This is a genomic window from Pristimantibacillus sp. Z349TD_6 (assembly GCF_056173205.1).
This window is the reverse complement of the sequence record NZ_CM149662.1, coordinates 3,510,574-3,532,703: the sequence shown is the minus strand read 5'-3', so window position 1 is coordinate 3,532,703 and position 22,130 is coordinate 3,510,574. Positions and strand designations below refer to the sequence as shown.

General features: G+C 46.4%; 18 protein-coding genes. 1 reads left to right on the top strand and 17 read right to left on the bottom strand.

All coding sequences use genetic code 11. From position 1 onward, the window contains the following. Window positions 1-13 precede the first annotated feature (13 nt). From rsmB to AC0VYE_RS15040, 14 genes are all read right to left on the bottom strand, one after another. Complete coding sequence (gene rsmB / locus AC0VYE_RS15105) at window positions 14-1,525, bottom strand: 16S rRNA (cytosine(967)-C(5))-methyltransferase RsmB (protein ID WP_475448937.1); 1,512 nt, start codon at window positions 1,523-1,525, stop codon at window positions 14-16. Further along, entirely contained in the window at window positions 1,522-2,478 is a 957-nt protein-coding gene (gene fmt / locus AC0VYE_RS15100) for a methionyl-tRNA formyltransferase (protein ID WP_475448935.1), read from the bottom strand. Before fmt ends, rsmB begins: the two co-directional genes overlap by 4 nt. 4 nt (window positions 2,479-2,482) lie before the next feature. After that, the gene (def, locus tag AC0VYE_RS15095) at window positions 2,483-2,968 is read right to left on the bottom strand and encodes a peptide deformylase (protein ID WP_218639590.1); all 486 of its coding nucleotides are present in this window, start codon (window positions 2,966-2,968) and stop codon (window positions 2,483-2,485) included. A gap of 42 nt (window positions 2,969-3,010) precedes the next feature. After that, on the bottom strand, window positions 3,011-5,503 hold the full coding sequence (priA, locus tag AC0VYE_RS15090; RefSeq protein WP_475448932.1) for a primosomal protein N': 2,493 nt from the start codon (window positions 5,501-5,503) through the stop codon (window positions 3,011-3,013). Further along, window positions 5,503-6,714 carry a bifunctional phosphopantothenoylcysteine decarboxylase/phosphopantothenate--cysteine ligase CoaBC gene (gene coaBC / locus AC0VYE_RS15085; RefSeq protein WP_475448930.1) on the bottom strand — a complete coding sequence of 404 codons (1,212 nt, stop codon included), beginning with the start codon at window positions 6,712-6,714 and terminating at the stop codon, window positions 5,503-5,505. Before coaBC ends, priA begins: the two co-directional genes overlap by 1 nt. A gap of 256 nt (window positions 6,715-6,970) precedes the next feature. Beyond that, window positions 6,971-7,495: a YfiT family bacillithiol transferase gene (locus AC0VYE_RS15080; protein WP_076268265.1), complete on the bottom strand. Its 525-nt coding sequence runs from the start codon at window positions 7,493-7,495 to the stop codon at window positions 6,971-6,973. Between the two features lie 112 nt (window positions 7,496-7,607). Beyond that, window positions 7,608-8,153 (bottom strand): NUDIX hydrolase, encoded by a 546-nt coding sequence (locus AC0VYE_RS15075; protein ID WP_475448927.1) that lies wholly within the window; start codon window positions 8,151-8,153, stop codon window positions 7,608-7,610. A gap of 24 nt (window positions 8,154-8,177) precedes the next feature. Continuing rightward, window positions 8,178-8,438, bottom strand: coding sequence for a hypothetical protein (locus AC0VYE_RS15070; RefSeq protein WP_475448926.1), 261 nt, complete (start codon window positions 8,436-8,438; stop codon window positions 8,178-8,180). A gap of 267 nt (window positions 8,439-8,705) precedes the next feature. Continuing rightward, window positions 8,706-8,915 carry a DNA-directed RNA polymerase subunit omega gene (gene rpoZ / locus AC0VYE_RS15065; protein WP_053375625.1) on the bottom strand — a complete coding sequence of 70 codons (210 nt, stop codon included), beginning with the start codon at window positions 8,913-8,915 and terminating at the stop codon, window positions 8,706-8,708. 16 nt (window positions 8,916-8,931) lie between these two features. Beyond that, window positions 8,932-9,549, bottom strand: coding sequence for a guanylate kinase (gmk, locus tag AC0VYE_RS15060; protein WP_076268262.1), 618 nt, complete (start codon window positions 9,547-9,549; stop codon window positions 8,932-8,934). Window positions 9,550-9,562: 13 nt separating this feature from the next. Further along, entirely contained in the window at window positions 9,563-9,823 is a 261-nt protein-coding gene (remA, locus tag AC0VYE_RS15055; RefSeq protein WP_005548256.1) for an extracellular matrix/biofilm regulator RemA, read from the bottom strand. A gap of 326 nt (window positions 9,824-10,149) precedes the next feature. Next, window positions 10,150-12,039, bottom strand: a complete 1,890-nt coding sequence (locus tag AC0VYE_RS15050) for a bifunctional homocysteine S-methyltransferase/methylenetetrahydrofolate reductase (protein ID WP_475448923.1) — start codon at window positions 12,037-12,039, stop codon at window positions 10,150-10,152. 30 nt (window positions 12,040-12,069) lie between these two features. Then, window positions 12,070-12,900 carry a diaminopimelate epimerase gene (dapF, locus tag AC0VYE_RS15045; protein ID WP_441912263.1) on the bottom strand — a complete coding sequence of 277 codons (831 nt, stop codon included), beginning with the start codon at window positions 12,898-12,900 and terminating at the stop codon, window positions 12,070-12,072. A gap of 121 nt (window positions 12,901-13,021) precedes the next feature. Further along, window positions 13,022-15,805: a calcium-translocating P-type ATPase, SERCA-type gene (locus AC0VYE_RS15040; protein ID WP_076268260.1), complete on the bottom strand. Its 2,784-nt coding sequence runs from the start codon at window positions 15,803-15,805 to the stop codon at window positions 13,022-13,024. A gap of 178 nt (window positions 15,806-15,983) precedes the next feature. Between AC0VYE_RS15040 and AC0VYE_RS15035 the strand changes: the two genes are divergently transcribed. After that, on the top strand, window positions 15,984-17,747 hold the full coding sequence (locus AC0VYE_RS15035; RefSeq protein WP_339208826.1) for an Rqc2 family fibronectin-binding protein: 1,764 nt from the start codon (window positions 15,984-15,986) through the stop codon (window positions 17,745-17,747). A 165-nt stretch (window positions 17,748-17,912) separates the two neighbouring features. On the opposite strand, the gene AC0VYE_RS15030 is transcribed toward AC0VYE_RS15035, so the two are convergent. From AC0VYE_RS15030 to AC0VYE_RS15020, 3 genes are all read right to left on the bottom strand, one after another. Next, a complete protein-coding gene (locus tag AC0VYE_RS15030; RefSeq protein WP_475449584.1) occupies window positions 17,913-19,016 on the bottom strand; it encodes a glycoside hydrolase family 18 protein in 1,104 nt (367 codons plus the stop codon). Between the two features lie 118 nt (window positions 19,017-19,134). After that, on the bottom strand, window positions 19,135-20,241 hold the full coding sequence (locus tag AC0VYE_RS15025) for an acyltransferase (protein ID WP_475448920.1): 1,107 nt from the start codon (window positions 20,239-20,241) through the stop codon (window positions 19,135-19,137). Between the two features lie 15 nt (window positions 20,242-20,256). Continuing rightward, entirely contained in the window at window positions 20,257-21,606 is a 1,350-nt protein-coding gene (locus tag AC0VYE_RS15020) for a glycosyltransferase family 2 protein (protein ID WP_475449581.1), read from the bottom strand. Window positions 21,607-22,130 lie beyond the last annotated feature (524 nt).

The window sequence follows — 22,130 nt, the reverse complement described above, 5'->3', positions numbered from 1 at the left end:
CCATAAGCAGCGATTATGGACGCTTTACCATCCTTGCTATGAAAAATCCGTCACTGTCAAAATGCTGTGGAAGCAGCTGAGCTTGACCGTTAAAATGCTCATCGATGGCTCCAGCTTTCATCAACTGATCAACGATAGCCTCTGGCCAATTCCGATCCAATTCAAATTCAGGATGCTCCTGCAGAAACCGAGCTACTTGCTGCTCATTTTCTTCCTTCTCTATCGTACATGTGCTATAAACAAGCACACCGCCAGGGCGCACTAAATCACATACTGAATGCAATAAACGCTGTTGAATGGCAGCGATATCCGATACATCACCTGCGGTTTTGGTCCATTTAATTTCCGGCTTGCGTCTAATAACGCCGAATCCAGAGCATGGTGCGTCAAGCAGCACGGCATCCATCGATTGCGGCTTGAAGCGCTCGCCTAATTTGAGAGCATCTTCGGTAATCGCTTCAACATTGCGCAGCTTCAATCGCTCGGTTTGCGTCACAATTAAATCACGTTTATGCGCATGCAAATCATTCGCCCACACCTTGCCTTTGCCGCCCATCAGTTCTGCCAAATGCGCGCTCTTTCCACCTGGTGCCGCGCAGCAATCCAGCACTTGCATGCCGGCTTTTGGCGCTACAACTTCAGCTACCAGCATGGAGCTTTCATCCTGTACCGACCAAACACCCTCGCGGAATCCGTCCGAATCGGCCAGATTGCCTCCGCGATTAATCGTAATTCCTGCAGGAGCAATGACAGAAGGCTCAGCTTCATATCCAGCTGCTTTTAGAAGCTCGATCGCCTCTTCACGATTGCCCCTTAGTGTATTAGCGCGAACGCTTGTATGCGGATGCTCATTGCCCGCAGCGCAGATAGCTTCTGCCTGCTCATAACCGTATGCGGCAGACCAGCGGCTTACGAGCCATTCTGGATAGGAATGCCGCAGCGCAATTTGCATAATTGGATCTTTATGTTTAATTTCAGCTGGCTGCAGCTCAGCTCGTCCGCGATCGATACTGCGGAGCACGCCGTTAACCATACCTGAAATACCGGAATGGCCGCGTTTCTTTGCAATCGTAACCGCTTCATTCACAGCAGCATGTGCCGGAATGCGATCTAAGTACAACAGCTGATAAGCGCTCATTCGAAGCAGCTGATGTACCCAAGGCTCAAGCTTATTCAGCCCTTTGGATACAAAGCGGCTAAGCCAGTAATCAAGCGTCACTTGTCGCTGAATCGTGCCGTAAACAAGCTCGGTAACAAGCCCTGCGTCCGCTCGCTGCAAACCTGCATCCTGCAATGTGCGATTAAGCTGCAAATTGCTGTATGCACCAGTTTGTGCGACCTTTACTAATGTATCCATTGCCAGCTCACGCGGAGATTTCACCTTGCGCGGTCCCGGCTGCTGGTTATTTTGAGCAGTCTGTCCACCGGCAGCAGGTCGTTTATGACCTGCTTTCGCTCCGGATTTTCCCTTTGCCCGGTTGCTGCTATTGCGATTTGGACTTGGTTTTTGTGTACTTTCCGTCATGCTGCTCCACCATCTCCTAATCGTGTGCCCGCTTCTAATCGTGCACCCTTAAGCCAATCTGCTGCGGTCATCGTTCTTTTTCCAGCAGGCTGAATTTCTTTCAGCACTAGTACGCCTTCACCTGTTTGAACATGAATGCCGCTGCTATCTGCTGCAACTACGGTCCCTGGCTCAGCAGCAGCATTAGTTGCTGTAGCTGCCGAAAGCACTCCGCAATTCCACACTTTGAACACTTCTCCGTTTAAGTACGTAAAGGCGCCGGCCATTGGCGACAAACCTCGCACCTGATTAAAGATGGCACGCGCAGGTCTTGTCCAATCAATGCGTTCATCATCGCGGGTCAAATTCGGGGCATAGGTTGCTTGCTCATGCTGCTGCGGCTCGGCTTTCACTTCTCCCGCAACGATAGCAGGAAGCGTCTTGCCGAGCAGCTCAGCACCTGCGATGCTCAGCTTCTCAAACATCGTGCCCGATGTATCCTCATCGGTAATTGGAAGCTCCACGACGCTAATCATATCGCCCGTGTCCAGTCCTTCTGCCATATACATAATCGTTACGCCGGTTGAACTCTCGCCATTAATGATCGAACGCTGTATAGGCGCGCCGCCGCGATATTTCGGCAGCAGCGAGCCATGCACATTGATGCATCCAAGTCGAGGAATTTCCAGCAGCGCCTTCGGCAATATTTGGCCGTAGGCTGCTGTTACAATCAGATCCGGCTGCATCTCAGCAACCAATGCAACCGCCTCTGCACTGCGCATGCGCTCAGGCTGGAGCACTGGCAGCCCAAGCGACAACGCCGCTTCCTTTACAGGCGGCGGCGTCAGCGTTTTTTTGCGGCCCTTCGGCCGATCAGGCTGTGTTACAACAGCGACAACATTATATTGCTGCTCAAGGAGCAGCTTCAAAGAGGGAACGGCAAATTCTGGCGTTCCCATAAATACGATACGCATGAAGCTATTCGCCGCCTTTTCTAGCTCTTTCCGAAATGTCGTAGATGCTCTCCGCCAAATCGGTAAACAAAATGCCGTTCAAATGATCAACTTCATGCTGGAACGCGCGAGCGAAGTAACCAGATGCTTGAACGGTAAACGTCTGTCCGCTGCTATCTTGTCCGGTTACCACAATGCGATCAGCACGAAGCACGTCGCCATTAAGATTCGGAATGCTAAGGCAGCCCTCAGGACCAAGCTGCTCTCCTTCTTGCTCTACGATGACAGGATTAACCATCTCGACCAAACCATTCTCATCGCCCACATCTACTACAATAACGCGCTTCGAAATGCCGATTTGAGGCGCAGCAAGTCCTACTCCCTCAGCATCGTACATCGTTTCAGCCATATCTTTTAACAGCTTTTGCAAGTTTGCATTAAATTTCGTTACTTCCTTCGCCACTTCCCGCAATACCGGATCTGGCTCTTTTACAATTATACGGATACTCATAGTATTCCCTTCCTTTACGTTCATTAAAATAGTAATAGCTATTTATAATATAACTTGTGGATCTACGTCAATACTGAATTGCACCTGGCGCTGCGGCGGTCCATCCGTAAACGGGACGAGTGCCTTGCGAACAAGGGCCGATGCATCGATACTCCCACGATATTTTATCACACATTGAAAACGGTAGCGATCTTTCATTCTAGAAATCGGCGAAGCTACTGGTCCAAGCACCTCCAGCGCTCTACCAAAACCACTGCTTAGAGATATAAGGACGCCTTCATTTTCCGCTAATTCTCGCAAATCAGAAGCAAACCGCTCGCTAATGGAGGAAAGCAGCGGCAGCTGCTCATGAGACATCGTAACGAGAATCAATCTGCAATAAGGCGGATAGCCCATTGCACTGCGATGACGCAGCTCTTCGCTTACAAAAGCAGTATAGTCATGCTGCTGAGCTGTTACTACAGCATAATGCTCAGGAGCATACGTCTGAATGACGACCTCGCCTGGCAAATGATGCCTGCCTGCGCGTCCCGCAACCTGTGTAAGCAATTGAAACGTTCGTTCTGCTGCGCGAAAATCAGGCAAATTAAGCGAAGTATCGGCAGCAATTACGCCAACTAGAGTAACATAAGGAAAATCAAGACCTTTCGCTACCATCTGCGTGCCGAGCAGCACATCTGCTTTACGCTCGCCAAACTGCTTCAAAAGCTTTTCGTGCGAGTTCTTTTCTGTAGTTGTATCCACATCCATGCGAATAACACGAATGCCCGGGAACAGCTTCGAGAGCTCTTCCTCAACCCGCTGCGTTCCAGTTCCAAAATAACGAATATGCTCGCTTTGACAAGAAGGACATGTGGTTGGGGCCTGCTCGGCATGCCCGCAATAGTGGCAGCGCAGCGCCCGTGATTTCTGATGATAGGTCAATGAAATATCGCAGTGGGGACAAGCTGCAGTATAGCCGCAAGACCTACACATCACAAATGTTGAGTAACCGCGTCTATTTAGAAGCAGCACGGATTGCTCTCCGCGCTCGAGACGCTCAGCAAGCGAGCTGTGCAGCAAGCGGCTGAACATCGAGCGGTTGCCTTCCTTCAGCTCCTCGCGCATGTCGATAACGGCAACCGGCGGAAGCGGTCTGTCACCTACACGGCTAGGCATTGGCAGCAATGCCGGCTCACGGCCTTCGTCCCGGGCAGACAGCGGCCGGCTAGCCGCTGCAAAGGATTCCAGCGATGGCGTTGCCGAACCAAGAACGACTGCCGCTCCATGCTGCTTCGCTCTTCTGACCGCCACATCACGTGCATGATACTTCGGACTTTCCTCCTGTTTATAGGAGGATTCATGTTCTTCATCAATTATAATAAGCCCAATTCGTTCAAATGGTGCAAAAATAGCCGAGCGTGCGCCAATGGCTACCTGAACTTGGCGGCTGCGAATTTTTCGCCACTCATCGTATCGCTCGCCATTCGAAAGCCGGCTATGCAGCACAGCAACTGCGTCGCCAAACCGTCCTTTAAAACGCTCAACCATTTGGGGCGTCAGCGAAATTTCAGGAACGAGTACAATGGCCTGCTTCTCCTGCTCTAAGCAAAATTGAATCGATTGCAAATAAACTTCCGTTTTCCCGCTTCCCGTTACGCCATGCAGCAGCATCGTCTGAGGCTCGCCCGCATCAATAGCTCTAACGATACGGTCATAAACATCTTCCTGGCCTTCTGTCAACTCTAGTGGAGTCGTTCGTTCAAATTCTCTACCCGCATAAGGATCGCGCTGCTGCTCTACCTCTCTAAGCTCAAGCAGTCCTTTCTCTGCAAGTGAACGAACACTTGCCGCAGAGCCCCCTGCCAAAGTGAGCAGCTGCTGCAGCGCCAGTGGTCCGCCATGCTCCAGCATAAAGGCAAGAACTTCACGCTGCTTAGCCGCACGAGAAGGCAAGGCTTCCATCTGTACGCGTACAGCCTCCACATTATCTGGCACATATACGGTCAGCACCTTGCGTACAGCAAGTCGATCGCGAATCGAAGTTTGTTCGACTAGCACACCTTCGCGAAGAGCAGCCTTAACGGCCTTTGCATGCTCAGGAAAACGCTCCAGCAGCACTTCAAGTTTAACAAGCTGTCCGCTGCTGCCTAGCCACTCCAGCATAGCTGGCGGTAGATCCACCATTGCAGCTTCTTCGTCTTGAATGCCAACTAGCCGTTCTGCCTTTCCCTTCAAAGCTGCCGGAATCATAGCCTGAAGCGCTGTCGTCCATGAGCAGCAATATTTATCGCTCATCCATTTCGCAAGTTCAATAAGATCCGGCAATAAAGGCGGAACATGATCGAGCAGCTCTGAAATCGATTTTAATCGATTGATAGCAACATCGGTCGTGTCCGACAATTCCGTGACAAATCCTTGCAAGACGCGGCCGCCAAAAGGAACGCCAACGCGGCTGCCGACCTCAATCCAATCTTCAAAGGCTGCAGGCACTTCATAGTCAAACGGCCGATCCGTCTGGCGGCTCGGCACGTCAACAATTACTTTAGCAATCATTAGCCGTTCCCTCCAGGAGACACTAGCCGCCCTGCAATCAACTCCAGCAAGCGATTCGCAACCTCGCGCTTAGACAATAGCGGCATCTTCTCCACAAGTCCTTCTGCGCCATATACTTGCACAATATTGGTATCTCCGTTAAAGCCTGCTCCGTCCTTGCTTACATCATTAGCAACGATGAGGTCGCAATGCTTGCGGCGCAGCTTGTCCATCGCATAATGCTCAATCTGCTCCGTTTCTGCCGCAAAACCAACAAGAAACTGCTTCTGCTTGTGCTGTCCCAATGTCTCCAAAATATCCGTTGTACGCTCTAGCTCGAGTATGAGCTTCTCGCCTTTTTTCTTCATCTTCTGATCGCTCACATGCACCGCTCGATAATCGGCTACCGCTGCCGATTTCACGACAATATCCATGTCGTCATAGATGCTCGTAACAGCTTCAAGCATTTGCTGCGCGGACTCAACACGAATGACCTTCACACCTGCAGGAGGCTCTGCTGAGGTACGGCCCGCAACTAAAGTTATATCAGCGCCCATCATCAGCCCTGCCTCAGCAATTGCAAAGCCCATCTTGCCTGACGAGTCATTGGTCAAATATCTTACCGGGTCCAGTCGCTCAATCGTTCCACCCGCGGTAACAAGCAATTTTTTCCCTTTTAGCTTTCCGTTTTTGCTAAACCACGAGTCGATTGCAGCTACGATATCTTCCGGTTCGGCAAGGCGTCCCTTGGCAACATAGCCGCATGCGAGCTGCCCGGTGCCAGGCTCAACAAACATCACGCCGCGCGACGCCAGCAGCTCCAAATTATGGACAACGGCTGGATGCTCATACATATGTACATTCATCGCTGGCGCTATTAGTACCGGACAAGTAGCAGCTAGCAGCGTTGTGCTAAGCATATCATCCGCGTTACCTCCGGCTAGCTTTGCAATTGCATTAGCAGTAGCCGGAGCAATGACGACTAAATCCGCATGATCAGCCAAATGAATGTGAGAAACTACCGCAGGATCTCTCTCATCAAACGTATCGATATATACGGGATTGCGAGATAACGTTTGCAACGTAAGCGGCGTTATAAATTTTGTTGCCGATTCAGTCATGATGACGTTCACATTAACGCCCGCCTGCACCAGCTTGCTGCAAAGCGCTGCGCCTTTATAGGCTGCAATTCCGCCTGTGATGCCGAGTATAATTGTTTTTCCTTTTAGCATGGTGTATCTCCCGTCAAGCGTAAACAGCAAAACCCATCCTTTGGCGGCAATAGCCCGTTTCATGATGAAATATAAACTGCTTTCACAATATGTTAACATCAAATTTTATATTTCAAATGCAAACGGCAGAAGCCGCCCAATGGCAGATAAGCACGTTACGCGATAAAATGATAAGCCGCAATATAAGTATCTAGCTTATCATGTTATATTATTTGAAATGTGTAACTTTATTTGTCATTGATAATTACGAATTGTGCTACCAATCCTTGCGTTCCCTTAAGCTTGTAATTTGGGCAACATGATGTTTGCCATGCCAAGCTACAAATCCAAGAAAATAAGCTAATCCAATTTGACTGCCCTTCTCTGGATGATAGAACATTTTTTCGAAATCTGAAGCATTCATTGAACGAAGCAGCAATACCCATCGTGCATAAATACCCTCTACAATCGCTAAGCTGATATCTGTCGATGCTTGCAGGCTGTCAGCGGTTTCTGCCCAGCGTTCCCCGTTAAAAGGCTTAATCGTCGGATTGGACTCCGTCAGGGCAAGCTTGAATCGTGTGAAACTATTCATCGATGCATCTGCCAAATGATGAACTACCTGGCGCAAGCTCCATCCGCCGCTTCGATAAGACGTATTCAACATGTCTTCATCTAAATCTGCCAAAGCTGCTCTTAGCTGTCCCGGGAGCTTCTCAATCTCCACAATCCATTGTTCACGCTGCTTAACCGTCATTCCCTCGAACGAGTACCTGCCAATTGGATAACGTAATTTGTCCATTCCGTTCCCTCCTGTTCATTCGTCCCTGCACCTGCAAACACTGCTTCTATCATATCATATGCAGCAGAAAATTCTAAGTAATCCATTCACATTTCAAGCTGTAATTTATGTTTTATTCCGCTTGATTAAGCGCTGCTTTTCTTAACTGATGAGCAAGTTTGTACAGCTCAGCAATATCATATCTGCCTATTTGCTCGAACCTGCCTACTGCCTCGTCAATATCCACGACATCAACGGCAATGACTTGCTCGCCGTCTGGCGGATTAAGCGGTGCCTCCACGAGATTAACCTCGCCATAACCGACTAGCCGCACAAAATGCGGATGCGGAATATGCGGCCTATATGGCTCATCAGCAAACGAGCGGCATTGAAAGCAGCCAAACAACGTATAAGAAACCAATTCTGCACCAAGTTCTTCTTTCACTTCACGAACAAGGGCGTCCATATGGTGCTCGTCCGGCTCTAGAGTGCCTCCGGCAAGTTCCCATCTTCCGTCATCAAGCTTCATGACTACATATTGATCGCCAACCGTAGGTATGATGCTAATATTGCTAACAGATTCTTCTGCCACTTCGTAATCAAGAGAGAAACAATTCTCAACCAAACCCCATACTATACCTTTAGATAATGTTGGAAAAGATTGCAGGCTTATGTTCATTTTGATGTACGTCCTTATCGACTATTATTGGTTATTCATCATTTTCAGAAATTCATAGATTCCAACTGACATGCCAATCCCTACAAGCACAATAAGAAAGCCAATGACAAAGTTCATCCATCCTGAGCGTTTGTGTCTTGGCTTAGCAACGAGCCGCTTGACCTGTTGATCCAGCTTGTCTAATGACTCTTTTATTTCGCGGAGTTCCTGTTCATCTGCCATCATTCTCGCACCCACAGCCTCTCTTTGAAGGGATATGACCTGCTCAAACTCGCTTATCAACAATATGTTTATTCTCTTTGATTTCTTTCCTCAGCATTTGAATCTCTGTATTAAGCATTTCCACTTGCTTTGTCAATTTAGACGAGTTTATCGAATCTCGGATAATAAATGACAATAGAAACAAGAAAACAACCATAATAATAATCGTAAAAAGAATGGGATCCACAGGATTGCTCCTTTCAAAAATTGTGCGCATTAAAAAAGAAAAAGGAGTGTAATACTGTCTCCAGTATACACTCCGCTGTTCTGTTTACTATAATAAAACAGATCTTAATCCTCTTTTGTTGCTAGGTTTTCCACTTGGAGAATGTCACCGTAAATTTCTTCTAGTGCCACACCAACATACTTGCGGGAGCGCGGGTTTTTAAGCTCCGACTTGTCTCCGTTGCGAAGCATGCGTGCGCGTCTTGAAGCTGCTACGACAAGCGTGTATTTACTGTCAACTTTTTTCACCATTTCATCAATGGACGGATATAACATCGTTCATTCTCCTCACTCATGCTTTCTCAATTGCGGCAACCATTCCCGAAACGTAAGGTAAATATCTTTCTCTGCGGCAATGCTCTGCAATCATGATGCTGCGAATACGATCGCATGCAGCATCTATCTCATCATTCAATACCGCATAGTCGTAGTGACCGAGCAAATTCATTTCTTCAACGGCCACAGACATGCGATTATTGATCGTATCCAAAGATTCAGTACCACGTCCGGTAATTCGCTGCTTCAGCTCATCCAAAGATGGTGGCAATAGAAATACGAAAATACCATCGGGAAACTTTTGTTTCACCTTAAGCGCTCCCTGTACCTCGATCTCCAAAATAACATCCTTGCCGCTTTCTAAAGTGCGTTCAACGAAATCACGCGGTGTACCGTAGTAATTACCAACATATTCAGCATGCTCCAAAAGTGCGTCACGCGCAATCATATCTTGGAACTGCTCTCTGCTTTTGAAAAAATAATTCACGCCATCTACTTCACCCTGACGCGGTAGCCTGGTCGTCGCCGACACAGAATAAACCAGCTCAGGAACCTTGTTGCGAAGAACCGAACAAACCGTTCCTTTGCCAACCCCTGAAGGGCCGGACAATACAATTAACAATCCCTTATCCATATTACTCCCCGTACTATTCGTCGTTATCGTCGTCCTTAGTGGATAATCGGTGCGCAACTGTTTCTGGCTGAACCGCCGATAAAATCACATGATCACTATCCGTAATAATAACAGCCCGTGTGCGACGACCATATGTAGCATCGATCAGCATATGTCGGTCACGCGCTTCTTGAATGATCCTTTTAATCGGAGCCGATTCAGGGCTTACGATTGATATAATGCGATTTGCAGATACAATATTACCAAATCCGATATTAATAAGTTTAATAGCCAAGCCTCGTTCCTCCTCCGCCTACGGTCTTCCCTTGTGCATCTGTCTACAAATGTTCAAATACCTTTTATATTTTATAAATGTGAATACGACAAGTTCGCGTTCTTGCCAAATACCGACAGAACTACTGCACTATTGTTGACGAAAAAAGTGTCGGACATACTTCCGTTACAGGCTTTAGAAGCCATTATAAACGATTTTAGGCAGCCTGTCCTTACCACGCTGAATATGTGCGGCATCTGTATCCATGATTCATTTTAATTGATTTTTCACGAACGAACAAGCGAAAATGCGAAAACAAGCAAAAAAAGGCTGTTTTCGCATCTATTTTATCTATTTAGTTGTGTACGCTCAGTCTTCTCCCAAACGTATTTGGTAAGCTGAACACCCATATCATAGAACATAAACGGTGTGATTAAATATATGCCATTAAAATGCGGCAAAGCAACGTCGAGCAGCTCCTTTGCAATTTGCACGCCTTCCGCTCGGCCCGCTTCCCCTTCAAGACCCGCCATGCGCTGGCGAACCTCATCAGATAGCTGGATACCAGGCACCTCGTTATGCAAATATTCGGCATTCCGTCCGCTGGCCAGCGGCATAATTCCAATAAATACAGGTACTGACAAATGCTTCGTTGATTCTGCGATTCGTTCAATTAAGCTTGGGTCATAGACAGGCTGCGTCATAATGTAATCTGCACCCGAAGTAATTTTACGTTCAAGCCGTTGGACCGCTTTGTCTAAATGCTTCACATTAGGATTAAATGCGGCGCCTACAACAAACTTCGCTTTTTGCTTAAGCGGCTTGCCTGAGAAGGCTGTTCCATCATTCAACTGCTTAATCATACGAATCATCTCGAAGGAAGTAAGGTCATATACGGAGCTCGAATCCGGCAAGTCGCCAAATCGGGCAGGATCTCCAGTTACAGCGAGCACATGATCGATATCGAGTGCATCGAGACCCATCATATGTGACTGCGTACCAATCAAGTTGCGATCTCGGCATGCGATATGCACGAGTGGACGAATGCCTACTTTCTCCTGGACAAGCGCTGCGAGTGCAATGTTGCTCATTCGCGTAACAGCTAGAGAGTTGTCAGCCATCGTAACCGCATCCGCCTTTGCTTCCTTCAAAGCAGCAGCACCAGCCATAAATTTGCGAATATCCAAATCACGCGGCGGGTCAAGCTCAACAATAACGGTGTGGCGCTTCTGAACCAAATCTACAATGTTAGGCTCCTGCACAGTTTGTTTCAGTGGCGCAGCGTCTACTGTATCAGCTGATTTCTCAACTGGCTTTACAACAATTCTCTCTGCTGCAGCCGTATGAACAGCTGCTTGTCCGAGCTGCGGAATATAACCATCTAGCGCCTCGGCAATTGCCTTAATGTGCTCAGGAGTCGTACCGCAGCAACCGCCAATCAAGCGAGCGCCGCGATCTGCAAAGCGCAAGGCTGTCTCTGCAAAATATTCAGGTCCTGCGGGATACGTATATTTGCCATCAATATAGTCGGGTATACCTGCGTTCGGATATACCGATAATGGTAAGCCAACTGGCCCCGTTATCGAGTCGATCGCTCTCATAATCCCATTTGGGCCGCTGCGGCAATTAAATCCAACCATATCAGCGCCCTCTTCTTGCAGCAAATCGAAGGCTCCCTTCATGCCATTCCCGTCCTGCGTGCGGCCAACATCCTCGACTGCAAACTGGCAAATAACAGGAACATTCGACGCTGCTCTAGCAATCTTAAGGGCAAGCAGCATTTCATCAAGATCATAGAAGGTTTCCAGCAAAAGACCATCCACGCCCTCATCAAGCAGCGCATGCATTTGCCGCTGATAGGCTTCAATTACTTTAGCTGTTCGTAAATTTTTCAGCTTGCCGTCTCGAATGGAGCCAACAGCGCCTACAACATAAGCATCATTGCCAATCGCTGCACGAGCTGCGCGTACACCAGCACGGTTAATTGCATCCATTTCGTCTTCTAAACCATATTTCGAGAGCTTCTCAAGATTGGCTGAGAACGTGTTTGTCTCAATTACGCGTGCGCCAGCTTCATAGTAGCGACGGTGAATATTTTCAATTACATCGGGACGGTTCGTATTGATTTCCTCATAAGAAACGCCGACAGGGAACCCCATCTGATATAGATAGGTTCCCATCGCGCCGTCCCCGGTCAAGATACGCTGCTGGAGCGCTTCCCTTAAATCCGGTTTCATTATATTCATACCACCCATCTTACTTTGCTCTTAAAACTCGCCGCAGAATGATACTGCAGCAGGTCCAGACATATATACATGATTATCGGATTCATTCCACTCAATCAATAGGTCGCCGCCTTTGAGTGAAACCGTTGCTGTCCGATCTGTTGCGCCTGTGAGTACAGAAGCAACTACAGTTGCGCAAGCGCCTGTACCGCAAGCTAGCGTTGGTCCTGCACCGCGCTCCCAGACGCGCATATCGGTATGCGTACGGGAGTTCACCGTGACGAACTCAACATTTATTTTACGTGGAAATAACGGATGTGTCTCAAGTTTGGGACCCCAAGTGCCTAGATCGAAATTCACAGCATCATCAACATAGATGACACAGTGAGGGTTGCCCATCGATACAGCGGTAAAACGGAATTCACGACCGTCCACCTCTATCGGATGTTCAACGACTTGCTCCGCATCAATTGTTGTTGGTACGCGTTGGCCATTTAGAATCGGCTCTCCCATATCTACACGAACAGATGACACTTTGCCATCTTGAACGGTGAGCTGCACTTTTTGAGCGCCTGCGCCAAGTGTTTCGATTGTAATCTCTTCTTTATCGGTTAAGCCATTATCATACACATATTTAGCGACGCAGCGAATGGCGTTGCCGCATTGCTCAGCTTCTGAGCCATCGGAATTAATAATGCGCATACGGAAATCCGCGATTTCTGAAGGCAAAATATAAACGAGACCATCTGCCCCGATTCCAAAAAACCGGTTGCAAAGCTGTATAGCTAATTCCGCAACATTTTCTGGAAGCTGCTGCTCGCCTGCAATCACCACAAAGTCATTTCCCAAACCGTTCATTTTTGTAAAATTCATCTGAATGCCCTCTCCTTGCTACATCTCTAGGTATGATAAAACTATGTTTAATTGCTAATAGCATACCGCAAAGCAAGGAGAAAGGCTATTCATAATTTGTATCAAGATTTGTATTTTTTCGTTATCTTGCCGCGGTTTGAGGGCCTAACGGCCATTTCGTTTTACCTTTATTTTTCTTGGAAGTGCCGAATACACTGCCAATTCCCATTAAGAAAGTAGGAATTCCCGCAGCTACAAAGACGAGACACCATTCACGGAAGTTAAGTGGAACGGTTTTGAAGATAGGCTGCAATGCATCGATATAAAGCACTCCGATCATCAACACTAACGAAGACAATACGGCAAGCACCAAGTATTTATTTTGGAACGGATTACGGTGAAAAATGGAACGCGAGCTTCGGCAGTCAAATACATGGATGAGCTGTGCCATAACGAGAGTTGCGAAAGCTACCGTTTGCGCCTTCATCAGGTGAGCAGCATTGTTTGGACCGTCTTGAAGCGTAATCCAGAAAGCGCCAAGCGTACATACACCTATCAGAATGCCTCGGCTTATAATTTTCCAGCCCAGCCTGCGGGAGAAGATGCTCTCCTTTGCCGAACGAGGCTTTTGCTGCATTAAATCCTTTTCCGCCTGATCTACGCCAAGCGCCATTGCCGGCAATCCGTCCGTGACCAGATTGACCCACAAAATTTGAATCGGAACGAGCGGAAGCGGCAATCCCGCCATCATCGCAAGAAACATGACAAGTATCTCGCCAACGTTTGATGCTAATAAATAACGGATAAATTTTCGAATATTTTCATAAATGCCTCTTCCTTCTTCAATAGCAGCTACAATTGTCGAAAAGTTGTCATCGCTCAGAACGAGCGCGGACGCTTCCTTCGATACATCCGTTCCGGTAATGCCCATCGAAATTCCGATATCCGCCGCTTTGATCGCCGGAGCATCATTTACGCCGTCGCCTGTCATCGCAACAACATGTCCTTGGCGCTGCAGCGCTTTGACGATACGCAGTTTATGCTCTGGCGATACACGCGCGTATACATAAATATTGTCTACGAGCCGGTCGAGCTGTTCATCGGACATCGCCTCCAGCTGCTTGCCGCTCATTGCGATGCCTCCGCGCGGCATAATGCCTAGTTGACCTGCAATTGCTTCTGCTGTCAGCTGATGATCTCCGGTAATCATAACGGTTTTAATTCCCGCACGCCTGCAGTTCGTAATCGCTTCTTTCACCTCGCGGCGAGGCGGATCGATCATCCCAGTCAAGCCTACGAATACAAGCTGACTCTCTACGTCTTCTTCGGTCTCACAAGCGTCGGATGCGCGCAAATCCCGGTATGCAAGTCCCAATACACGAAGCGCTGACTGCGCCATTACCTCGCCTGCTTCAGCGCATTTGCGCTTCAGCGTTGCCGTAAACGGAACGACCTTCCCTTCCCAAAGAACATAAGAGCAATGATCCATCAGTAAATCAGGGGCACCCTTGGTGCAAATAAGCCGTCCGCCTTGGTGCGATACAACAACTGACATCCGTTTGCGCTCCGAGTCAAATGGAAATTCCTTCTCCCGTTTATATAGCGGCTCCAATGATTTGGCAGAGGAGCCCAGCTTAGCTGAAAGCACAGCAAGCGCACCTTCAGTTGGATCTCCCTTAAGTATCCACTCTTCATGCTGCTCCTTGTTTCTTCGCTTGCCCGTATCTACAGCTTCTACCTTCGACAGCTGTGCGTTATTGCACAAGGCGCTTACTTGCAGGAGACGTTTAATTGATAAATCATGCTTAATGTCAAGCGCATTGCCAGCTTCATAAATTGCACCATTTGGAACGTAGCCCTCTCCGCTCACTTCAAGCTGTCTGCCGCCAATCCAGACATGGGTAACCGTCATTTTGTTTTGTGTCAGCGTCCCTGTTTTGTCCGAGCATATAACGGATGCGCAGCCTAATGTTTCAACCGAAGGCAGCTTGCGAACGATTGCCTTCCGTTTAATCATCCGCTGTACGCCAAGAGCTAAAGCGATGGTCACAATTGCTGGCAGCCCCTCTGGAATAGCTGCTACCGCCAAGCTAACACCTGCAAGGAACATGCCATACGCTGGCTGGCCGTGCAAAATACCTGCAATGACTACCATAATCGTCAAGCCGATCGCCACAACGATTAATATTTTGCCTAACTGCTCTAAACGATGCTGCAGCGGCGTTTCCATCGATTCAGTCTGTTGAATAAGCCCTGCTATTTTGCCCATTTCCGTATCCATGCCTGTACGAATGACGACTGCGCGAGCAGTTCCCCTTGTGAGCATCGTTCCCATGAAGCCCATATTGCGCTGATCACCCAAAGGCAAGTCTTCCTCTGCAATCGCTGCAGCGTGCTTACCAACGGGGACAGATTCCCCTGTCAAAGCGGACTCTTCCACATAGCAGCTATTGGCTTCAAGCAGCCGCACATCAGCCGGAATGCGGTCTCCGCTTTCCAAATAAATAAGATCGCCTGCCACAAGCTCCTTCGCTGGAACGGTCAGTAGTTCGCCTCCGCGAATAACCTTGGCTGTCGGAGCGGATAATTCCTTAAGCGCCCGCAATGAGCGCTCCGCTCGAAATTCCTGCACGAATCCAAGTACGGCGTTGAGAGCAATGATCGCAACAATCGTAATTGCATCTAAATATTCGCCCAGCAAACCAGAAATCAACGTTGCACCCATTAAAACGAGTACCATAAAATCCTTAAATTGATTAAGGAACAACAAAATCGGTGAGACACGCTTGCCCTCAGACAATTCGTTTTTTCCATTTTCTTCTAGACGTTGCGCCGCTGCCGACGTAGTCAGTCCTTGATCTGGGGAGCTGACTAATGCGTCAATCAGCTCAATTGTCCCCATTTGATGCCATTTCATTTGTTCCATGGTTTAACTCCCTCCTGTAATATGCCGAGCCAAGCAGCTAAGTTGTCGGCCCTTCGGACAGCCTTTATAGGGTAAATGTATTCGGACAGCCCTTAAAATATCCCATAAAAGACTTAAGTTTTTGGCTCAACTATGGCATGATAGAGAAAGACTTACAAAGGAAGCGAGGAACAACACCATGGCATTAGACGGCATCGTCACCCATGCAATTACGCAAGACCTACAGCGCTGTGTCGGAGCGCGTATACATAAGATTCACCAGCCTACCAATCATGAGCTCGTTTTTAGCATTCGCGGAGCCGGCACGCAGGGCAAATTGCTCTTGTCCGCCAACCCGACCTACCCAAGGGTGCACTGGACAACCGGTACGTACGTCAACCCTATGGAAGCGCCTATGTTTTGCATGCTGCTTCGGAAGCATTGCGAAGGCGGACTGATTGAATCCGTTCGTCAAGTTGGTCGGGAGCGTATCATTCATATTGAGGTTAAACATCGGGACGAGCTCGGCGATTTATCGAATAAAACGATTGTTGTGGAAATTATGGGGCGTCATAGCAACATTATTTTGATGGACCCTTCAACCGGCCTCATTCACGATGGCATCCATCATGTAACGCCAGCCATAAGCAGTCACCGCATCGTATTGCCCGGCAGCACCTATACCTCTCCGCCTGAGCAAGGCAAACTAGATCCGCTTTCGATTGTGAATGAGCAGCAGTTTTTGGACGCTTTAAGCGATACGGATGAAGCCGCTCCTCTTTACAAAAGACTAGTCGACAAGCTAAGCGGCTTCAGCCCTTTGCTCGCCAAAGAGCTGGTTCATCGGGCAGGTGCAGATGTGCTTCCAGAGGCTGAACAAGGTTCTGAGGAAAGCGTAGTGGCGGTTTGGAAGAGCTTCTCTAGCTTTATGGAACAAGTAAAGCAAGACATTTATAAACCTACAATTAAAACCAACGCAGATACCGGCAAGTCATTTTTCTCTGTCACTGAGCTTACGCATATCGATGGAGAAGAAACGGTATTCCCAGACATTAGTGCCTGCCTTGAAGGTTTCTACGGCAATAAAGCTGAACGCGATACCGTTAAGCAGCGCGCTGCTGACCTCATCCGATTCGTTCAAAATGAAAAAGCCAAAAACGTTACAAAAATCAAAAAGCTTGAGGATACGCTCGTTGAAGCGAAGGATGCTGAAAAATATCGGGTGCTTGGCGAGCTCCTTACTGCCTATATGCATCAGATGAAGCGCGGCGACACAACGATTGAGCTCGTCAACTTCTATGATGAGGAGCAAGCTGTAATAAAGATTGATCTTGATCCGCATCTTACTCCATCTGACAACGCTCAGCGTTATTTCCGGCGTTACACGAAGCACAAAAACAGTCTATCCATCGTGGCTGAGCAAATGGAGCTCGCTCGTACAGAAATTCAATATTTTGAAACCTTGCTCCAGCAGGTCGATAACGCCTCGCTTGGCGATATAAGCGAAATTCGTGACGAGCTCGTGGAACAAGGCTATATGAAGGAACGTGGACGCCGCGGTCCGAAGAAGAAAAAAACGCTTAAACCAACCTTGCTTTGTTATACCTCTTCCGAGGGGGTAACGATGTATGTCGGCAAAAACAATACACAAAACGAATACCTGACGAACCGCCTTGCTTCACCTTCTGACACATGGCTGCACACAAAGGATATTCCTGGTTCTCATGTCGTTATAAAAGGCGGAGACTTTGGCAATGCAACACTTGAAGAAGCCGCTATGCTCTCTGCGCATTATAGTCAGGCTCGCGACTCCAGCTCGATTCCCGTAGACTACACAACGATACGTCATGTACGTAAGCCTAGCGGTGCTAAGCCGGGGTTTGTAATCTATGACAATCAGAAAACATTGTTCATTACACCGGACGAGCGACGTATCAAATCGCTGGCATGCCAGCTGAAATAAACAGCTTTAGCGGTACTGCAACAAACTCCGTTGCTGCCTGCATTCTCTTGATTTGCAGCATCCGAAAATTTTCATCAAACAAAAGACAAAAGGGAACTTCCTTGGATAAGGAGTTCCCTTTTGTTGTATTTCAATAAAGCTTCCTTGCCTCGCTTATTATTCTATTTAATCCTCTGTGCCTAGCTCCTTGTTCAAGTTATCCGACAAGTATTGAATAATTCCATTCTCTGCATCCTGTGCATATTCCCATACCATCGCACCTGCTAGATCTTTTTGCTTGATGTATTTGACCTTTTCTCGCAAAGCTTCCTTGTCTTCATAACTAATGAAGGTACTCCCGTTAAATAGGTAAGCTGCTTTTGCTTGATCGTCAAAATAACGCTTAAATCCATTTTTGTTCAAATATTTATCCTCAATATTTCGATAATGAATATTTACTTTCTCGATATCGATTGGCTTACCCTTGGCAAAAAAACCATCTTCATCACTGTTCACATCTGTCCAGCCATATGAATAAGCTGGGATGCCAAGCAGCAGTTTCTTGCTATCAACTCCGTGATCCAGAAAAGCTCGCACGATCTGATCCACGCTTTGAGTCACTTTATTCCCTTTATCTTTGTAAAGATTAGCATTAAATCCTGTCGTTTCGGACCATCTGCCAGTCAGATCGTAGCTCATGACATTGATGAAATCGACATACTTTTCCACGGCCTTTACTTCTACATTTTTAAAATACCAATCTTGTGTACCTGCTGCAAAAGTAAGAATATACTTTTTGTTTCCTTTATGCGGCAGCAGGTTTAACTGTTCTCTTAGCTCTCGCATTAAGCTTGTGAAGTTTTTTGTATCCTTCGGACTCGCCTTTACGGTTCCCCATGCGTCAAAGGCCGGAAATTCCCAGTCAATATCGACACCATCGAGATCAAGCTCCTTGACCAAATCAATAATATTTTTCGTAAATACATATCGATTGCCGTCGAGTGAAGCGTCTGAGAAGCCATCTACGCCGTAACCCCCAACGGCAAGAACAAATTTTGTCTTCGGATTATTGGCTTTGAGCTGCATAATGTTTTGTTTGATCTGCTTGTTCCCTTCTTCTTTTTCATGAAAGAACAAACCAGTACCGGAGATTTTGGCGAAGGCAACAAAGGCGATATCTACGCCCTGCTCCGATAATCTTACATCCTTCGGGTCGCGCCAGGCTTCGATATATACCGTTGACAACTTCCGATCCTCTGCGTTTACGCTTTGGTAGAAGTAAATGCCCATACCAACAAGAAGCACAGCCACAAGCGCTTTAGTCAAAAAATTTACTTTTAGCGCTTTATTTCCTTTTCGCTCAGTTATCGTTTTTTTCCCTTTAACCGTCTTCTTCACATTCACCCCGCTACCCCCTTCCGCCGAATAAAATATGCGTTACCCACCGATTCAAATTAAACACTTTGACAACGATATAACTAATCGAGAAAATCGCAACGATATTAAACAGAAGGCTTAATGTCGTCTCAAGGAATGTTGCATCGATAGCCACATCCCTTGAAACCATCGTATCCACCAAGAGATGGATTAAATAAATGCTGAAACTTGCCGTAGAGACGGAGCCAATTACTTTTTTAACCTTATAATTTGTTTTCCGGCTAATCATCGTATCTTTTTCCTTAAAAAACAGAAACACGCCGACCGCCATTAAGAAGCTTGTAATGGAATAGTTGCCGTAAAACATCTCGTCCAGCACCCCGCCGTATGAGGACACTACATAAGTCAATATTGGAGTTAGGAAAAAGGACAAGATGCCAAGATTAAACAATGTGTGCTTAATAACGGGACGAAGCTCGACATTAAAGAGATAGTAGCCAAGCACAAAATAACCTAAATTGCCCATAAAAAATGGAATATTCATACTAGGTACATAAAGGTGCTGATCGGTTAGGCGTACGAAGATGTCGGATACTAACCGGTACAAAATACTGACGATAAACCATAAGATTAGAAAATATCTCAGATCCTTCTCACTGCATGAGCGTACAAGCTTGCCAATTAGCGGAACGGTCATATAAATGGCAATAATAGCGTACAAAAACCACAAATGAACGTAGTTTCCGTCTGTTACTAATTTCTTGCCAAAATCGAGTATGAACTCGTACGCGCTCATTTGGCTTTTGAGTATGTAATACTCCTTGTAATAGCCATAAATTAATGACCATGTAAGCAAAGGAATGATCAGAGGCAGTATTCTTTTCTTATAAAATCCTTTATAGGACTTCACTTCGATTCTCAAAATCATGGCACCGCTGATCATAAAAAATACTGGAACTGCAAAGCGGCAAATTGAGTTGAACACATTGCTGACCCACCATGAGGTTGTCGTAAAATCATTCGTTCGCGTCAGCAAGGATGCAGTAATATGAAGCACGATAACGGCTACTATGGAAAGAATCCTTAATAAATCAATATACATAATTCGATTATTTTGAACATGGGCTGTGTTGCTCATAATGTCCCTCCAATATTATCTCGAACTTGCCACTGTATTTTGGCTAATGGATGCGACGCCCTTGCGTTCGACAAAACCCCATCCTTCATCATTGTCGAAATATTTGAATGTTCCAATGATGTTAATGTAGAGGAGCACAAATCGGTAAGTGAACAATTCCAACTGACTAAATCCGAACATTTTAATATAATCCAACAACGAATAATTACTGCCATATTTTTTGCACAAATAGAGCGATATCACGATTTGAATTGCATTCACTAACATCGTGACAAGGAATAGTACAATCGCTGCCCATATGCCGCTGCCTGATGCAATGGCGTGTGCTATGTGGAAAATCGTCGTAAATGCGGTTAACGTACCGAGTACGAAGCCGTCTATTGCAAAAAACAAGCTGACGCCGATGCTGAAGCTCCGAGATAATTTCGACCAATAAATGAGGATACAATCCACAAACGCTTTCTGCCAACGAATACGCTGCTTGTAGAAGTTTTTCATATTTTCAGGACATTCGGTGTAGCATACCGCCTCCGGCGCGTAGACCAGTCTTTTTTTGAGTTTATTTGCTTTCATGTACTCGTGGATTTTCAACGTGATGTCGATATCCTCGCCAACCGTGCTTCTGAACCCGTTCACATCAAACATGAGTTCTTTGTAGAAGGCTCCGAATGCCCCTGAGATAACGACGATGGAGTTAAATAGCGATTGTGTTAATTTGCGGACGTAGAAGCTGTGGATATAACTAATGACTTGGCTCTTTATAATGCCTTTTCCTATAAATTTCTCCATAATGACGCCGTCTTGTCGTTCTGCGCCTTGTACGATTTTGACGGTTCCCCCTAGGGCAATAATGTCGCTTTCGTGAAAATATTGGTTTACGTATTTTAAGGAGTTTACTTCCAGCATACTGTCAGCATCAAGCGTAATAACAATTTCGCCATTCGCATAATCGATGCCAGCATTAAGTGAGTCGGCTTTGCCGCCATTCATTTTATCCATAACGTAGATGTTGGGAAATTTGCTTGAACGGTAAAAACCTCTAATTCTTTTATATTTCAGTTTTTGACTAGCCTTTCTGTAATCATTCCGAAGGTCCAATAGCTCTTGCAGCTTGTTAAAGGTACGATCTTTAGATCCGTCATTTACGATAATGATCTCATGATTCTGATAATGCAGACCCTGCATCGCATCGATGCAATTTTTGATCGTAAGCTCCTCGTTATACGCAGGAACCAGAACCGATAACGACTTCTCATCAAGCTCGTTATTGATCTTTCGCACCTTGCTGAAGAACAACGGAATAACCGTATACAGCAGTTGAAAGATGAGAAAAACAACGGTTGTCGCATACAGCATGTACTGAATAACTATCCACTCCTTCATTTAGCAATGGCGATTACGAACCATGGCTACGTTTCTTTTTCTACTTTCAACCTATCTCATCATGATCAGAATTGTAAAATCTCACCAGTTTTCAATAAAACGAATACATCTTCTATTATCTATCGTTTTCTATCATTTCCTTCGGTTTTCTTGCTAAAAGCCAAATATTTAACTTCCAATCATTTGCAGATTTTGTCGAATCAAGGGTGTTGCTAGTGGAATGAACTGATAGTCCATTTTTTTGAAAGCGTATAACCAACCTCCCTAGTGGGTTTTTTCTTTGCATCTTCTATTAAATAAAAATCGACAAAATCTATAATTTTCACTTTGTAAATGATTTATGAAATTTATGTTTGCTCGTTTTCGTCACCATTTTGTCATATTTATATTGAATTATGGTGTTTAAAACCATATTTATGATTTATTAATTCAAAAACTGCATAATAACTACAAATATCTATACCGTCAATTTCCAGATGCAAAAACTCGCCCGAAACTGCAAAAAA

What these genes read in the sequence shown, in the direction of transcription:
- AC0VYE_RS15030 (WP_475449584.1), bottom strand. Translation starts at nt 19,016, where the DNA reads ATGGGCATTTACTTCTACCAAAGCGTAAACGCAGAGGATCGGAAGTTG.
- rpoZ (WP_053375625.1), bottom strand. Translation starts at nt 8,915, where the DNA reads ATGTTATATCCGTCCATTGATGAAATGGTGAAAAAAGTTGACAGTAAA.
- coaBC (WP_475448930.1), bottom strand. Translation starts at nt 6,714, where the DNA reads ATGCTAAAAGGAAAAACAATTATACTCGGCATCACAGGCGGAATTGCA.
- AC0VYE_RS15025 (WP_475448920.1), bottom strand. Translation starts at nt 20,241, where the DNA reads ATGAGCAACACAGCCCATGTTCAAAATAATCGAATTATGTATATTGAT.
- gmk (WP_076268262.1), bottom strand. Translation starts at nt 9,549, where the DNA reads ATGGATAAGGGATTGTTAATTGTATTGTCCGGCCCTTCAGGGGTTGGC.
- AC0VYE_RS15035 (WP_339208826.1), top strand. Translation starts at nt 15,984, where the DNA reads ATGGCATTAGACGGCATCGTCACCCATGCAATTACGCAAGACCTACAG.
- AC0VYE_RS15080 (WP_076268265.1), bottom strand. Translation starts at nt 7,495, where the DNA reads ATGGACAAATTACGTTATCCAATTGGCAGGTACTCGTTCGAGGGAATG.
- dapF (WP_441912263.1), bottom strand. Translation starts at nt 12,900, where the DNA reads ATGAATTTTACAAAAATGAACGGTTTGGGAAATGACTTTGTGGTGATT.
- fmt (WP_475448935.1), bottom strand. Translation starts at nt 2,478, where the DNA reads ATGCGTATCGTATTTATGGGAACGCCAGAATTTGCCGTTCCCTCTTTG.
- rsmB (WP_475448937.1), bottom strand. Translation starts at nt 1,525, where the DNA reads ATGACGGAAAGTACACAAAAACCAAGTCCAAATCGCAATAGCAGCAAC.
- AC0VYE_RS15050 (WP_475448923.1), bottom strand. Translation starts at nt 12,039, where the DNA reads ATGAAACCGGATTTAAGGGAAGCGCTCCAGCAGCGTATCTTGACCGGG.
- AC0VYE_RS15075 (WP_475448927.1), bottom strand. Translation starts at nt 8,153, where the DNA reads ATGAACATAAGCCTGCAATCTTTTCCAACATTATCTAAAGGTATAGTA.
- def (WP_218639590.1), bottom strand. Translation starts at nt 2,968, where the DNA reads ATGAGTATCCGTATAATTGTAAAAGAGCCAGATCCGGTATTGCGGGAA.
- priA (WP_475448932.1), bottom strand. Translation starts at nt 5,503, where the DNA reads ATGATTGCTAAAGTAATTGTTGACGTGCCGAGCCGCCAGACGGATCGG.
- AC0VYE_RS15040 (WP_076268260.1), bottom strand. Translation starts at nt 15,805, where the DNA reads ATGGAACAAATGAAATGGCATCAAATGGGGACAATTGAGCTGATTGAC.